General features: G+C 60.7%; 14 protein-coding genes. 11 read left to right on the forward strand and 3 right to left on the reverse strand.

Annotation, left to right across the window (positions count from 1 at the left end; translation table 11 throughout):
- Positions 1-10 precede the first annotated feature (10 nt).
- Together hemL and PG5_RS18960 are read left to right on the forward strand one after the other, a co-directional pair.
- Positions 11-1,294: a glutamate-1-semialdehyde 2,1-aminomutase gene (hemL, locus tag PG5_RS18955; RefSeq protein ID WP_020798736.1), complete on the forward strand. Its 1,284-nt coding sequence runs from the start codon at positions 11-13 to the stop codon at positions 1,292-1,294.
- A 218-nt stretch (positions 1,295-1,512) separates the two neighbouring features.
- Positions 1,513-2,067, forward strand: coding sequence for a tetratricopeptide repeat protein (locus tag PG5_RS18960; RefSeq protein ID WP_020798737.1), 555 nt, complete (start codon positions 1,513-1,515; stop codon positions 2,065-2,067).
- Positions 2,068-2,171: 104 nt separating this feature from the next.
- On the opposite strand, the gene PG5_RS18965 is transcribed toward PG5_RS18960, so the two are convergent.
- On the reverse strand, positions 2,172-2,501 hold the full coding sequence (locus tag PG5_RS18965; RefSeq protein ID WP_008066015.1) for a DUF1820 family protein: 330 nt from the start codon (positions 2,499-2,501) through the stop codon (positions 2,172-2,174).
- 135 nt (positions 2,502-2,636) lie between these two features.
- On the opposite strand from PG5_RS18965, the gene miaB reads away from it, so the two are divergent.
- The 5 genes from miaB (at position 2,637) to lnt (ending at position 8,022) form a co-directional block, all read left to right on the forward strand.
- Complete coding sequence (miaB, locus tag PG5_RS18970) at positions 2,637-3,962, forward strand: tRNA (N6-isopentenyl adenosine(37)-C2)-methylthiotransferase MiaB (RefSeq protein WP_020798739.1); 1,326 nt, start codon at positions 2,637-2,639, stop codon at positions 3,960-3,962.
- A gap of 183 nt (positions 3,963-4,145) precedes the next feature.
- A complete protein-coding gene (locus tag PG5_RS18975; RefSeq protein ID WP_020798740.1) occupies positions 4,146-5,150 on the forward strand; it encodes a PhoH family protein in 1,005 nt (334 codons plus the stop codon).
- Positions 5,143-5,637, forward strand: coding sequence for an rRNA maturation RNase YbeY (ybeY, locus tag PG5_RS18980; RefSeq protein WP_020798741.1), 495 nt, complete (start codon positions 5,143-5,145; stop codon positions 5,635-5,637). Before PG5_RS18975 ends, ybeY begins: the two co-directional genes overlap by 8 nt.
- Before the next feature lie 5 nt (positions 5,638-5,642).
- Positions 5,643-6,482 (forward strand): HlyC/CorC family transporter, encoded by an 840-nt coding sequence (locus PG5_RS18985; protein ID WP_020798742.1) that lies wholly within the window; start codon positions 5,643-5,645, stop codon positions 6,480-6,482.
- 16 nt (positions 6,483-6,498) lie between these two features.
- On the forward strand, positions 6,499-8,022 hold the full coding sequence (gene lnt / locus PG5_RS18990; protein WP_020798743.1) for an apolipoprotein N-acyltransferase: 1,524 nt from the start codon (positions 6,499-6,501) through the stop codon (positions 8,020-8,022).
- Between the two features lie 99 nt (positions 8,023-8,121).
- Here lnt and PG5_RS18995 read toward each other — a convergent pair whose 3' ends face one another.
- Together PG5_RS18995 and PG5_RS19000 are read right to left on the reverse strand one after the other, a co-directional pair.
- The gene (locus PG5_RS18995; RefSeq protein WP_020798744.1) at positions 8,122-8,883 is read right to left on the reverse strand and encodes a YdcF family protein; all 762 of its coding nucleotides are present in this window, start codon (positions 8,881-8,883) and stop codon (positions 8,122-8,124) included.
- 105 nt (positions 8,884-8,988) lie between these two features.
- Entirely contained in the window at positions 8,989-9,309 is a 321-nt protein-coding gene (locus PG5_RS19000; RefSeq protein ID WP_020798745.1) for a hypothetical protein, read from the reverse strand.
- A 282-nt stretch (positions 9,310-9,591) separates the two neighbouring features.
- Between PG5_RS19000 and leuS the strand changes: the two genes are divergently transcribed.
- The 4 genes from leuS to arfA all read left to right on the forward strand — a co-directional run bounded on the left by leuS (position 9,592) and on the right by arfA (position 14,286).
- Positions 9,592-12,198: a leucine--tRNA ligase gene (leuS, locus tag PG5_RS19010; RefSeq protein WP_020798746.1), complete on the forward strand. Its 2,607-nt coding sequence runs from the start codon at positions 9,592-9,594 to the stop codon at positions 12,196-12,198.
- A gap of 88 nt (positions 12,199-12,286) precedes the next feature.
- A complete protein-coding gene (lptE, locus tag PG5_RS19015) occupies positions 12,287-12,892 on the forward strand; it encodes an LPS assembly lipoprotein LptE (RefSeq protein WP_020798747.1) in 606 nt (201 codons plus the stop codon).
- 39 nt (positions 12,893-12,931) lie between these two features.
- Positions 12,932-13,969 carry a DNA polymerase III subunit delta gene (gene holA / locus PG5_RS19020; protein ID WP_020798748.1) on the forward strand — a complete coding sequence of 346 codons (1,038 nt, stop codon included), beginning with the start codon at positions 12,932-12,934 and terminating at the stop codon, positions 13,967-13,969.
- 152 nt (positions 13,970-14,121) lie between these two features.
- Positions 14,122-14,286 (forward strand): alternative ribosome rescue factor ArfA, encoded by a 165-nt coding sequence (gene arfA / locus PG5_RS19025; protein WP_020798749.1) that lies wholly within the window; start codon positions 14,122-14,124, stop codon positions 14,284-14,286.
- Positions 14,287-14,303 lie beyond the last annotated feature (17 nt).

The following is a 14,303-nucleotide window of genomic DNA, read 5'->3' on the forward strand; positions in this document are numbered from 1 at the left end:
GAGCCCGATCATGTCTCGTTCCGAAACCCTGTTTGCCAATGCCCAGAAACACATCCCCGGTGGCGTGAACTCGCCGGTCCGTGCATTCAAGAGCGTTGGCGGCACGCCGTTGTTCTTCAAGCATGCCGAAGGCGCCTACGTCACCGACGAAGACGACAAGCGCTATGTGGACTACGTCGGTTCCTGGGGCCCGATGATCCTGGGCCACAGTCACCCGCAAGTCCTGGATGCCGTGCGCAAGCAGCTTGAACACGGCTTGTCCTACGGCGCGCCGACCGAGATGGAAACCCAGATGGCGGATCTCGTCTGCTCGCTGGTGCCGTCGATGGAAATGGTGCGCATGGTCAGCTCCGGCACCGAAGCGACCATGAGCGCGATCCGCCTGGCCCGTGGCTTTACCGGTCGCGACAGCATCATCAAGTTCGAAGGCTGCTACCACGGCCACTCCGACAGCCTGCTGGTCAAGGCCGGCTCCGGGGCCTTGACCCAAGGCGTGCCGAGCTCGGCGGGTGTACCCGCGGCGTTCGCCAAACACACCCTGACCCTGCCATTCAACGACATTGATGCCGTCGAGGCCATGCTTGCCGAAGTCGGTCAGGACGTGGCGTGCATCATCGTCGAACCGGTCGCCGGCAACATGAACTGCGTGCCGCCGGCCCCAGGATTCCTCGAAGGCCTGCGAACCCTGTGCGACAAGCACGGCGTGGTGCTGATTTTCGACGAGGTGATGACCGGTTTCCGTGTTGCCCTTGGCGGCGCCCAGGCTCACTACGGCGTGACACCGGACCTGACCACCTTCGGCAAAATCATTGGCGGCGGCATGCCGGTCGGTTGCTTTGGCGGCAAGCGTGAAATCATGTCGCGTATCGCCCCGCTGGGGCCGGTATACCAGGCCGGTACATTGTCGGGTAACCCGCTGGCGATGGCGGCGGGCCTGACCACCTTGCGCCTGATCAGCCGTCCGGGCTTCCACGACGAACTGACCGACTACACCACCCGCCTGCTCGACGGTTTGCAAGTGCGTGCCGATGCGGCTGGTATTCCGTTCGTGACCACCCAGGCCGGTGGCATGTTCGGCCTGTACTTCAGCGGTGCCGACGACATTGTGACCTTCGATGACGTGATGGCCAGCGATGCCGCCTTGTTCGGCCGCTTCTTCCACTTGATGCTCGAAGGTGGCGTATACCTGGCGCCAAGCGCTTTCGAAGCCGGCTTCACCTCGATCGCCCACGGCGAAGCCGAGCTGAAACTGACCCTGGATGCCGCCGAGCGCGCCTTTGCTGCACTGAAGTAACGCCTTAGCGCTGACGCTGGCCATTGCCGGCGTCAGCCTTCACTCCTGCCCTTTTTCCTGCTCATCTGCTAATAATCCCTGTTAAGTGGGCGATATATTTCCCGCGCAGCAGAAAAACGAGTAAAGACTTTGTAAGGTTGGCCCTGCTTATTTCATAATGCGCGCTTATTGGATCCCCTCGATGGGTCCGCGCGCCCCTCAGAGGTAAGTCGATTCCCATGAACCGCACCGGCCGCGCCCTTTCACTGGGCTGCCTGTTGCTCCTTCAGCCCCTGCTCGCGCTCGCACAAGCAGGCGGTAACTCGTTGTTAATCCCAGCGATGGGTCGCTGCACCCTCAATACCCAGCCGCAAGACCTGGAACAGGCACTGGCTGCCTGCCAGAAAGCGTCGGATGAAGGGGATGCCCAAGCGCAATACGAGTTGGGTGAGTTCTACTACGATGGGAATAACGCGCCACGCGATCTCAATAAAGCCCTGAACTACTTCGAAAAAGCCTCGCTGCAAGGCCATGCGCAGGCCCAATTCAAACTCGGCACCATGTTCTTTCACGGCGAGGGCGTACCGGCCAATAATATTCAGGCGTACATCGTACTGAAGATGGCGGCGGTCAACGGTGCGGAAGAAGCCTTGGACACGGCCGACGAAGTCGCCGAGAAGATGCCGCGCCAGGAACTGGAAGTCGCCACTCAGGTGCTGGGGCAAATCTTCCGTAAATACCTGATGGAATTGCAGAGTGCCGATGGGCGGACGCCGTTCGCGCCGCTTCCCTGACTTCAGTATTGATCTGACGGCCCCTTCGCGAGCAGGCTCGCTCCCACAGTTGATCTATTGTGGGAGCGAGCCTGCTCGCGAATGAGGCGACTCGGTCTTGAAGACTACTTCTCAGGCATCGGCACCGGAAACGGCATCACATTGCCGACCGTGCCGCGGGCTTCGCTGATTTTCGGTGTACCCAGGCGCTCGACCTCGTCGATGCGCACGATCGAATGCATTGGCACGAAACTGCGCACGACCCCTTCGAACTGGGCCTTGAGCTTCTCCTCGCTCGGGTCTACGACTACCTGTGTGCGCTCGCCAAAGACGAACTCTTCCACTTCCAGGAAGCCCCACAGATCGCTTTGATAGATCTGCTTGGCGTACATTTCGAACACCTGGCCCTGATTGAGGAAAATCACCTTGTAGATTGGAGCTTCACGTTTGGTCATGGTGGGCGAGCAACACATCGGGGGATAAAAATGAGGGCGCGAACTATAGCATAGCCGCCGGACGCGCAGCGGTAGGAACCTGAGTGCATGTTCCCTATAATGCGCGGTTCTTTGAATCACGTGATGACTCTATCCATGGCCAAGAAGCTTTACATCGAAACCCACGGTTGCCAGATGAACGAGTACGACAGCTCGCGCATGGTCGATCTGTTGGGCGAACACCAGGCCCTGGAAGTCACGGCGCGCGCTGAAGACGCCGACGTGATCCTGCTCAACACCTGCTCGATCCGCGAGCGCGCCCAGGACCGTGTCTATTCCCAACTGGGCCGCTGGCGCGAGCTGAAGCTGGCCAACCCGGACATGGTGATCGCCGTCGGCGGTTGCGTGGCCAGCCAGGAAGGCGCCGCCATTCGCGACCGTGCGCCCTATGTCGACGTGGTATTCGGCCCGCAGACCTTGCACCGCCTGCCGGAAATGATCGACGCCGCGCGCATCACCAAGCTGCCGCAAGTCGACGTCTCGTTCCCCGAAATCGAAAAATTCGATCACTTGCCCGAGCCACGCATCGACGGCCCGAGCGCCTACGTGTCGGTGATGGAGGGTTGCAGCAAATACTGCACGTTCTGCGTGGTGCCCTACACCCGCGGTGAAGAAGTGAGCCGCCCGTTCGACGACGTGATTGCCGAAATCATTCACCTGGCCGAACACGGCGTGCGCGAAGTGACGCTGCTGGGGCAGAACGTCAACGGCTATCGCGGCAAGACCCACGACGGTCGCCTGGCAGATCTGGCCGAACTGATCCGCGTGGTCGCCGCCGTCGATGGCATCGACCGCATCCGCTACACCACCTCGCACCCGCTGGAATTCTCCGACAGCCTGATCCAGGCCCACGCCGAAGTACCGGAGCTGGTGAAACACCTGCACCTGCCGGTGCAATCGGGTTCGGACCGCATCCTCGCGGCGATGAAACGCAACCACACGGCGCTGGAATACAAATCCAAACTGCGCAAGTTGCGCGCTGCCGTGCCGGGCATCTGCATCAGTTCGGACTTCATCGTTGGTTTCCCCGGCGAAACCGAGAAAGACTTCGAACAAACCATGAAGCTGATTCAGGACGTCGGTTTCGACTTCTCCTATTCGTTCGTCTACAGCCAGCGCCCGGGCACTCCGGCCGCCGACCTGGTCGATGAAACCCCGGAAGAGCTGAAAAAAGAGCGCTTGAACGCCCTGCAACATCGCCTGAACCAGCAGGGCTTTGAAATCAGCCGACAAATGGTCGGTACGACTCAGCGGATTCTTGTAACCGATTACTCCAAGAAAGACCCTGGCGAGCTGCAAGGGCGAACCGAGAATAACCGTATCGTCAACTTCCGCTGCGACAATCCGACCCTGATCGGCCAGTTTGCCGATGTGCACATCGACGCCGCACAGCCGCACTCGCTGCGGGGCTCGTTGATGTAGGAGCCGGCTTGCTGGCGATGAACGATAACGCGGTGCGCCTGATGTACCGTGGCGCCCCTATCACCAGCAAGCCAGCTCCTACAGGGCGGTGTTTTGCGTTGCGATATTTAAGAGCTTTCGCACCCGCGCCACTGGCGCTATCCTTGAATCATCCCAATTGCCCCAGGGCGGCTAAATACGACCTTGAACGCACCCATCGAACCACATCGTTTCATCCTCGAGCCTTTCGAGGCCCGCCGCTTTGCCAATCTGTGCGGGCAGTTCGACGAGCACCTGCGCTTGATCGAACAGCGCCTGACTATCGAGATCCGCAACCGCGGAAACCAGTTCGAACTGATCGGCGAGCGTAAGCACACCACCTCCGCGGAAAACCTGCTGCGCCGCCTGTACCGGGAAACCAAGGGTACCGAGCTGTCGCCGGACATGGTTCACCTGTTCCTGCAGGAATCGGCCGTCGAAGAGCTGGACAATCATTCGCCTGCCGATGCCTCCGTCGCCCTGCGCACCAAGAAAGGCATGATTCGCCCTCGCGGCTTGAATCAAGTGCGCTACGTGAAGGAAATCCTTGGCAACGACATCAACTTCGGCATCGGCCCGGCCGGTACCGGCAAGACCTACCTGGCCGTCGCCTGCGCAGTGGATGCCCTGGAGCGTGAACAGATCCGGCGTATCCTGCTGGTGCGCCCGGCGGTCGAAGCCGGTGAAAAGCTCGGCTTCCTGCCCGGTGACTTGTCGCAGAAAATCGACCCGTATTTGCGCCCGCTTTATGACGCGCTCTACGAAATGCTCGGTTTCGAACACGTCGCCAAGCTGATCGAGCGCCAGGTGATCGAAGTGGCCCCACTGGCGTACATGCGCGGCCGTACGCTGAACAACAGCTTCATCATCCTCGACGAAAGCCAGAACACCACGGTCGAACAGATGAAAATGTTCCTGACCCGGATCGGTTTCGGCTCCACCGCCGTCATCACCGGTGACATCACCCAGGTCGACCTGCCTAAAGGCACCAAGTCCGGGCTGCACCACGTGATCGAAGTGCTTAAGGATGTTCCGGGTATCAGCTTTACCCATTTCATGCCCAAGGACGTCGTGCGTCACCCGCTGGTGCAGCGCATTGTCGAGGCCTACGAGCGTTTCGAAAATCGTGCCATCGATGAAACGCCAAAGGACAGCCGACGCGATGCTTGAGCTTGATCTGCAAATTGCGACTCAAGCGCCCGCCCCCAGCGAAGCCGAGTTCCGCCAATGGTGCGAACTGGCCTTGCGCCAGCGCAGCGCCGACTCCGAGATGACCATTCGCCTGGTCGACGAAGCCGAAGGCCGCGAACTGAATAACACCTGGCGACAAAAGGATTACGCCACCAACGTCCTGTCGTTTCCTGCCGATGTGCCGGACGAGTTCCTCGACATCCCGCTGCTGGGCGACCTGGTGATCTGCGTGGCCGTGGTCGAGCGAGAAGCCGTCGAGCAGGGCAAGGAGCTTAAGGCCCATTGGGCGCACCTGGTGATTCACGGCTGCTTGCATCTGCTGGGTTACGACCATATAGATGACGACGAAGCCGAAGAGATGGAAGCACTGGAACGAACGTTGCTTGCAGAACTGGGCTATCGCGATCCGTACGCGGACGACGAAACCGATTTATCCCCTACCGAAACAACAAAGGATTCAGAGTAATCGCTATGAGCGAAGATCGATCGAGCAACGGGCAGAAGTCTTGGCTGGGTAAGCTCACCCAGGCTTTTGCCCACGAGCCGAAGAACCGCCAGGAGCTGCTGGAGCTGCTGCGCGATGCACATCAGAACAAACTGCTGGACAGCGAAGCGCTGGCCATCGTCGAAGGCGCTATCCAGGTTGCCGACCTGCAAGTACGGGACATCATGGTCCCGCGCTCACAGATGATCAGCATCAAGGCGACCCAGACACCCCGCGAGTTCCTGCCTGCCGTGGTCGATTCGGCCCACTCCCGCTACCCGGTGATCGGCGAAAGCCACGATGACGTGATGGGCGTGCTGCTGGCCAAGGACTTGCTGCCGTTGATCCTCAGGGAGAACGGCGACAGCTTCAACATCAAGGACCTGCTGCGCCCGGCTACCTTCGTGCCGGAATCCAAACGCCTGAACGTGTTGTTGCGTGAGTTCCGCGCCAACCACAACCACATGGCCATCGTCATTGACGAATACGGCGGCGTGGCAGGCCTGGTGACCATCGAAGACGTGTTGGAACAGATCGTCGGCGACATCGAAGACGAACACGACGTCGAAGAAGACAGCTACATCAAGCCACTGCCCAGCGGCGACTTCCTGATCAAGGCCCTGACGCCGATCGAGAACTTCAATGAGTTCTTCGACAGCGAATTTTCCGACGATGAGTTCGACACCGTGGGTGGCCTGGTGATGAGCGCGTTCGGGCACCTGCCAAAACGCAACGAAATCACCGAAATCGGCGCCTATCGCTTTCGCATCCTGAACGCCGACAGTCGGCGGATTCATTTGCTGCGACTGACACCTATCGCCCGGTAAAAACCTAAGGATTGAAATGCGCTGGACAACCCGCCCCGGCTGGCCCGGTAACCTGCTGGCCGTGGCGGCCGGTGCAATCACCACCCTGGCCCTGGCGCCGTTCGATATCTGGCCACTGGCACTGCTGGCGGTCGGGCTTTTCTATGCCGGCTTGCGTGAACTGAATCCCCGGCAGGCCTTGGGCCGTGGATGGTGTTTCGGCTTCGGCCTGTTTGGCGCCGGTACCAGTTGGATCTATTACAGCATTCATCACTTCGGTGGTGCATCGGTGCTGCTGGCCGGCTTCCTGATGTTGATCTTCACCGCGGCGATTGCCTGGTTCTTCGCCCTGCCTGCCTGGATTTGGGCGCGCTGGCTGCGACGCAACGAAGCACCGCTGGCGGACAGCTTGGCATTTGCGGCGCTGTGGGTCGGCCAGGAAGCATTTCGAGGCTGGTTCCTGACCGGATTCCCATGGCTCTACTCCGGCTACAGCCAGCTTGACGGCCCGCTGTCCGGCCTCGCGCCTGTCGGCGGGATGTGGCTGATATCCTTTACCTTGGCCCTGACGGCCGCCTTGATCTACAACGCCATGCGCCTGGTGCGCACCGGACGCAAAGGTTTCATCGCCGTGGGCATTGCGCTGCTCGCTGGCCCATGGGTGGCCGGCATGGCGCTCAAGCAATACGCCTGGACCAGCCCGTCAGGCGCGCCACTGAGTGTCGCGGCGCTTCAGGGCAACATCGAACAGAGCATGAAGTGGGACCCGGCGCAGCTCAACGCGCAATTGGAACTGTACCGCGACATGAGCTTCAGCTCGAAACGGGTCGACTTGCTGATCTGGCCGGAAACCGCAATCCCGGTGCTCAAGGAGTCTGCCCAGGGCTACCTGGACATGATGGGCAAATTCGCCGCCGAACGGGATTCGGCCATGATCACCGGCGTGCCGATCCGCGAAATGGTCCATCACGAAAAACGCTTTTACAACGGCATTACCGTGGTCGGCGAAGGCGATGGCACCTACCTCAAGCAGAAGCTGGTGCCGTTTGGCGAGTACGTGCCTTTGCAGGATGTGCTGCGTGGCCTGATCGCGTTCTTCGACCTGCCCATGTCGGACTTTGCCCGCGGCCCTTCCGACCAGGCCATGCTGCAGGCCAAGGGGTACCAGATTGCGCCGTTTATCTGCTACGAGGTGGTGTATCCAGAGTTCGCCGCCGGCCTTGCCGCGCAAAGCGACCTGCTGCTGACCATCAGCAACGATACCTGGTTCGGCACGTCCATCGGCCCGCTGCAGCACTTGCAGATGGCGCAAATGCGCGCGCTCGAGGCCGGCCGCTGGATGATCCGCGCCACTAACAATGGCGTGACCGGCCTGATCAACCCGTTCGGCCAGATCACCACGCAGATCCCGCAGTTCGAACGCGGCATCCTGTACGGCGAAGTGGTGCCCATGCACAACCTCACACCGTACCTGCAATGGCGTTCATGGCCGCTGATCATTGTGTGTGTGCTGTTGTTTGGCTGGGCGTTGATTGCCAGCCGGATGGCCAAGACCGTCTGAATATTTGTGGCGCCTGCAAAAGATCGCAGCCTGCGGCAGCTCCTACAGGGGATTGCATTCCAAATGTAGGAGCTGCCGAAGGCTGCGATCCTTTGATCTTCAGCGGTAGAACAACCAATACCCGACCTGCCCCGCAGCCTCATTCAACAACTGCCCACTGCGCCAGATCGCCTTGAACTCCGGCATCCATCCGCCCAGGGGCTCGGCGTTGTCCACGCTCAAGAATCCCACTGGCGCCGGCACCACTTCAAACCCGGCCTTCTGAAAACTCCAGACCGCTCGCGGCATGTGCCAGGCCTGGGTAACCACCACCACGCGCTTGATGCCTTCAGGCAACAAGACCTCGGCGCTGAACGTAGCATTCTCCCAGGTGGTGCGACTTCGCCCTTCCTGCCAACGCACCGCCACGCCAAAATCATCGTGCAATGAGTCCGCCATCAGCTTGGCCTCGGTGGGCGGCGTGCCATAGTGCAATCCGCCACTGGTCAGGATCGGCAAGCCCGAAGCCTTTGCCAAGCGAGCGGCATAGCGCTCTCGCTCAAGTGCCACCCCGGTGGGTTGATCACTGCCCCACGCCAGGTCGCCCCGCTCCCGCCCGGCGCCCAGCACTACGATCGCATCGGCGCGCTGGGCCAACGTTGCCCATTCGTCGCGTGCCAAGGGTGCCTCACGCTCAAGAAGCCCGGCACCCCACTGCACCATGACTGGCAGGCTCATCAACCAGAAACCACCCACGCCCAGGGCGAAGCACCCAGCGGCAAGTCGCGGTCTTGAGCGGCGCCACCACCAGGCGAGCACCAGCAACAGGATAAGAACGCCGGGCGGCATCAGAAGGTGTTTGACGAAATAGCGAAAAGGCATCGGGCATCTCCTTAAAGATGCCCGAAGCCTAAGTGGGTTGACGCAATGCGACAATAAATACGCAAGGACTATGCTTCAAAATACCGTGGAGCATGGCTCTATGCCTTATTTGCACTGCAGGGACCGGACCTTTACCGCGTCTCTGCCAGCTACTTTGTCCTTGAGCCAGATAATTTTGGCTGTGCGTGGTGCGTCGAGTTGCTTCACTGCCTCAGACAAGCATCCGTGTGTCTCACGCTCACTGCGATCGAGGTACGCCTTGACCAATGCAAACTCTGCGGGGCTCAGGCCACGCAACTCCAGCTCCAGTGGACGCTCATCACGCAACCGGCCAGCGGTTTTCGCCGCATCCAGGGCCATTCCAAGACGGTCAATCAGTCTTTCGTACAGCTCCGGTTTTGTAACTTTTTGCCGTGACTCAACCATCCCTCACCTCATTGGAAGATAAGAACTACTCCCCAGTTAGAGCTTAGCTTCCATCGACAAACCGGCTGGACGCCGCGACCAACGGCCCTCGCAGCGGTTTTCACGAGACGCGCGGCAGTAATCAGGGTTTCCCTCGATAGAGTGCGGTCATGTATGCTACGGCGCTTCCTGTAACTCCACTTCCAGCTCCTCTGGGCAACGAAAAACGCCAAATTGGCGTGTTCACCGTCCAGCGTCGCATTGAAGAGGATTAGGCCACCCCTATTCAGTTCAAAAGTAGCCATGCACGAACAATATCAGCCCCGTGAAATCGAAGCCGCCGCCCAGTCATTCTGGGATGAGCAAAAGTCCTTTGAAGTCAGTGAACAGCCAGGCAAGGAGACTTACTACTGCCTGTCGATGTTCCCTTACCCCAGCGGCAAGCTACACATGGGGCACGTGCGCAACTACACCATCGGCGACGTGATCTCCCGCTACCAGCGCATGCAAGGCAAGAACGTCCTGCAACCCATGGGTTGGGACGCCTTTGGCATGCCGGCGGAAAACGCCGCGATGAAGAACAACGTAGCGCCCGCCAAGTGGACCTACGAAAACATCGCCTACATGAAAAGCCAGTTGCGCAGCCTGGGCCTGGCGGTGGACTGGTCGCGCGAAGTGACCACCTGCAAGCCCGATTACTACCGCTGGGAACAATGGCTGTTCACTCGCCTGTTCGAAAAAGGCGTGATCTACAAAAAAAGCGGCACCGTTAACTGGGACCCGGTCGACCAGACCGTCCTGGCCAACGAGCAAGTGATCGACGGCCGCGGCTGGCGTTCCGGCGCGCTGATCGAAAAGCGCGAAATCCCGATGTACTACTTCAAGATCACCGCCTACGCGGATGAGCTGCTGGAGAGCCTCGACGAACTGACTGGCTGGCCTGAGCAGGTCAAGACCATGCAGCGCAACTGGATCGGCAAATCCCGCGGCATGGAAGTGCAGTTCCCGTACAACGTCGACTCCATCGGCGAAGCCGGCACCCTGAAAGTCTTCACTACGCGTCCGGACACCCTCATGGGTGCGACCTACGTTGCCGTGGCCGCCGAGCACCACCTGGCCACCCTGGCCGCGCAAAACAACCCCGAGCTGCAAGCGTTCATTGCTGAATGCAAGGGCGGCAGCGTTGCTGAAGCCGACGTTGCGACCCAAGAGAAAAAAGGCCTGCCAACCGGCCTGTTCGTCGAGCACCCGTTGACCGGCGAAAAACTGCCAGTATGGGTCGCCAACTATGTGCTGATGCATTACGGCGACGGCGCAGTCATGGCGGTTCCGGCGCACGACGAACGCGATTTCGAGTTCGCCCACAAGTACAACCTGCCGGTCAAATCCGTGGTTCGTACAAGTGCAGGCGACACCAACCCTGCCCCGTGGCAAGACGCCTACGGCGAGCACGGCACGCTGATCAACTCCGGCGAGTTCGACGGCCTCGACTTCGTCGGCGCCTTCGACGCCATCGAAGTCGCACTGATCAAGAAAGAACTCGGCGCTTCGCGCACCCAGTTCCGCCTGCGCGACTGGGGCATCAGCCGTCAGCGTTACTGGGGCTGCCCGATCCCGATCATCCACTGCACTACTTGCGGTGACGTGCCGGTGCCGGAAGATCAATTGCCCGTCGTACTGCCGGAAGACGTCGTTCCCGATGGCGCCGGTTCGCCACTGGCGCGCATGCCCGAGTTCTACGAGTGCAGCTGCCCGAAATGCGGCCAGCCTGCCAAGCGTGAAACCGACACCATGGACACCTTCGTCGAGTCCTCGTGGTACTACGCCCGCTACGCCTCGCCGCACTTCGAGGGTGGCCTGGTAGAAAAATCCGCAGCCGACCACTGGTTGCCGGTGGATCAGTACATCGGCGGCATCGAACACGCGATCCTGCACCTGCTTTACGCGCGCTTCTTCCACAAACTGATGCGCGACGAAGGCCTGGTCAGTTCCAACGAGCCGTTCAAGAACCTGCTGACCCAGGGCATGGTGATCGCCGAGACCTACTACCGTCGTGAAGCCAACGGCGCCTACACCTGGTTCAACCCGGCGGACGTCGAGCTCGAGCGCGACAGCAAGGCCAAAGTCATCAGCGCCAAGCTGATCGCCGACGGCCTGCCGGTGGAAATCGGTGGCACCGAGAAGATGGCCAAGTCGAAGAACAACGGTGTTGACCCACAGTCGATGATCGACCAGTTCGGCGCCGACACCTGCCGCCTGTTCATGATGTTCGCCTCGCCGCCTGACATGAGCGCGGAATGGTCCGATTCCGGGGTAGAAGGTTCACACCGCTTCCTCAAGCGCGTCTGGCGCCTGGCCCAAGCGCACGTCACCCAAGGCCTGCCGGGCCAGCTGGACGTTGCCGGCCTCAACGACGAGCAAAAAGCCATTCGTCGTTCGATCCACCAGGCGATCAAGCAGGCCAGCCACGACGTCGGCCAGAACCATAAGTTCAACACCGCCATCGCCCAGGTGATGACGCTGATGAACGTGCTGGAAAAAGCCGCACAAGGCACCGAGCAGGATCGCGCGCTGGTTCAGGAAGGCCTGGAAACCGTGACCCTGCTGCTGGCACCGATCACGCCGCACATCTGCCACGAGCTGTGGCATCGCCTGGGTCACGCCGATCCGGTGATCGATGCCGGCTGGCCCGTGCTGGACGAGAGCGCGCTGGTGCAAGACAGCCTGACGCTGGTTATCCAGGTGAACGGCAAGCTGCGCGGCCAGATCGAAATGCCGGCCAGCGCCACTCGCGAAGAAGTCGAAGCCGCCGCACGGGCCAACGAAAACGTGCTGCGTTTCGTCGATGGTCTGACCATTCGCAAAGTGATCGTGGTGCCCGGAAAACTGGTCAACATCGTCGCCAGCTAATTGGATCAGGCGCCTGGCCGTGCCGGGCGCCGAACAAAACCTTACGGGCCGCTCGATTGGCCCACATGGTTTCAAGGGGAGCAACACAATGATCAAACGCAACTTGCTGGTGATAGGGCTCGCGGTCCTGTTGAGCGCCTGCGGCTTCCAGCTGCGCGGCACCGGCACCACCGACCTGGCACTCAAGGAACTTGACCTGAGCGCCCGCGACGCCTACGGCGATACCGTGACGCAACTGCGCCAGATGCTGGTGAGCAGCGGCGTCAAGGTCTACAACGGCGCCCCTTACAAACTCATCCTGACCGACCAGCAGGAATCCCAGCGCATCCTCAGCTACGCTGGCGCCGGTCGTACGGGCGAATATCAACTGAGCACGGTGCTCAGCTATGACATTCGCGGCCAGGGCAACCTGCCCCTGCTCAACGACAAGCTCGAAGTGCAGAAGGTGTTCATCCATGACGGCAACAACCTGGTAGGTTCCGACCAGGAAGCCGCCGACGCTCGCAAGGAAATGCGTCGCGAGCTGGTTCAACGCATGATGTTGCGCCTGCAGCAATTTACCCCGGCCCAGCTGGACCAGTTGCAGCAGACTGCCGAAGCCAAGGCCAAGGCGGAAGCCGCGGCACTGGAAGCGGCGCAGAAGGCTGAGGCGAACACGCCGCGTCAGTCGCCCATCGACCTGCCTCGGCAGTAAGACTTACGGGGCGCTGTGGCGCCCCGTTTGCCCTCTCTTATGAAGCTCGCTCCCGCCCAACTCGCCAAACACCTGCAAGGCGCCCTCGCGCCGGTTTACGTCATCAGTGGCGACGACCCCTTGCTGTGCCAGGAAGCCGCCGACGCCATCCGCGCGGCGGCTCGCCAACAAGGCTTCGACGAACGCCAGGTGTTCGCCGCCGACGCCAGTTTCGACTGGGGTACCTTGCTGCAAGCGGGCGCCAGCATGTCGCTGTTCGCCGAAAAACGCCTGCTGGAATTGCGCCTGCCTTCCGGAAAACCCGGCGACAAAGGTGCCGCTGCACTCATTGAATACTGCTCGCGCCCGGCCGAAGACACGGTGCTGTTGATCAGCCTGCCGAAGCTCGATGGCAGTGCGCAGAAAACCAAATGGGGCAAGGCGCTGGTCGAAGGCCAGCAGACCCAGTTCGTCCAGATCTGGCCGGTGGATGCCAACCAGTTGCCCAGCTGGATCCGGCAACGTTTGTCCCAGGCCGGGCTATCCGCCAGCCAGGACGCCGTCGAGCTGATCGCCGCACGGGTGGAGGGCAACTTGCTGGCCGCCGCCCAGGAAATCGAAAAACTCAAGCTGATGGCCGAAGGCGGCCAGATCACCATCGAAACCGTACAGGCCGCGGTGGCCGACAGTGCGCGCTTCGATGTTTTCGGCTTGACCGACGCCATTCTCAATGGCGAAGCCGCCCATGCGCTGCGCATGCTTGAAGGACTTCGCGGTGAAGGTGTCGAGCCCCCGGTGATTCTGTGGGCCCTGGCCCGGGAACTACGCCTGCTGGCCAATATTTCGTTGCAATACAGCCAGGGTACCCCACTGGACAAGGCCTTCAGCCAGGCCAGGCCGCCGGTGTGGGACAAGCGTAAACCGCTGATGAGCAAAGCCCTGCAACGTTATTCGGCACAACGCTGGGCGCAATTGTTGCTCGAAGCCCAGCGCATCGACGCACAGATCAAGGGCCAGGCGGCGGGTTCGCCGTGGATGAGCTTGAGTCGCCTGACGCTGTTGATGGCTGGGCAGAAACTGTCGTTGCCCGCAGAATAAGGCTTGGCGCCTTCGTTCCCTGTTGGAGCGAGCATGCTCGCTCCAACAGGGAAGGCGTCCGAAAGGTCCTACATATTGTAGGGACTAGACAGAACCCCAAATTCGGCCGATGATTTGCCCCGCAAAAACCACTCCACTTGCGAGAGCCCATCATGAGCAGAAAGCCATCTAAACATGGCCCCAACAAGGCCAAATCCATCGTCGCCCAGCCCTTGTTCCGCAGCCGCCAGGAACGCGCCGGCAAAGGCAAAGGCAGCTACCGCCGCGAAGCCTTCCAGTCTGACAACTGGGAGGCTTCTTACTTTCTGGCGGCCTGAAAGGCAAGCATTCGCTC

The sequence above is a fragment of the Pseudomonas sp. G5(2012) genome (assembly GCF_000408945.1).
GTDB classification, from domain to species: domain Bacteria; phylum Pseudomonadota; class Gammaproteobacteria; order Pseudomonadales; family Pseudomonadaceae; genus Aquipseudomonas; species Aquipseudomonas umsongensis.

Excerpts from the sequence above, each read along its gene's own strand:
- lptE (WP_020798747.1), top strand. The coding sequence starts at position 12,287 with ATGATCAAACGCAACTTGCTGGTGATAGGGCTCGCGGTCCTGTTGAGC.
- PG5_RS18960 (WP_020798737.1), top strand. The coding sequence starts at position 1,513 with ATGAACCGCACCGGCCGCGCCCTTTCACTGGGCTGCCTGTTGCTCCTT.
- leuS (WP_020798746.1), top strand. The coding sequence starts at position 9,592 with ATGCACGAACAATATCAGCCCCGTGAAATCGAAGCCGCCGCCCAGTCA.
- ybeY (WP_020798741.1), top strand. The coding sequence starts at position 5,143 with ATGCTTGAGCTTGATCTGCAAATTGCGACTCAAGCGCCCGCCCCCAGC.
- lnt (WP_020798743.1), top strand. The coding sequence starts at position 6,499 with ATGCGCTGGACAACCCGCCCCGGCTGGCCCGGTAACCTGCTGGCCGTG.
- PG5_RS18995 (WP_020798744.1), bottom strand. The coding sequence starts at position 8,883 with ATGCCTTTTCGCTATTTCGTCAAACACCTTCTGATGCCGCCCGGCGTT.
- miaB (WP_020798739.1), top strand. The coding sequence starts at position 2,637 with ATGGCCAAGAAGCTTTACATCGAAACCCACGGTTGCCAGATGAACGAG.
- PG5_RS19000 (WP_020798745.1), bottom strand. The coding sequence starts at position 9,309 with ATGGTTGAGTCACGGCAAAAAGTTACAAAACCGGAGCTGTACGAAAGA.
- PG5_RS18965 (WP_008066015.1), bottom strand. The coding sequence starts at position 2,501 with ATGACCAAACGTGAAGCTCCAATCTACAAGGTGATTTTCCTCAATCAG.
- arfA (WP_020798749.1), top strand. The coding sequence starts at position 14,122 with ATGAGCAGAAAGCCATCTAAACATGGCCCCAACAAGGCCAAATCCATC.
- holA (WP_020798748.1), top strand. The coding sequence starts at position 12,932 with ATGAAGCTCGCTCCCGCCCAACTCGCCAAACACCTGCAAGGCGCCCTC.
- PG5_RS18985 (WP_020798742.1), top strand. The coding sequence starts at position 5,643 with ATGAGCGAAGATCGATCGAGCAACGGGCAGAAGTCTTGGCTGGGTAAG.
- hemL (WP_020798736.1), top strand. The coding sequence starts at position 11 with ATGTCTCGTTCCGAAACCCTGTTTGCCAATGCCCAGAAACACATCCCC.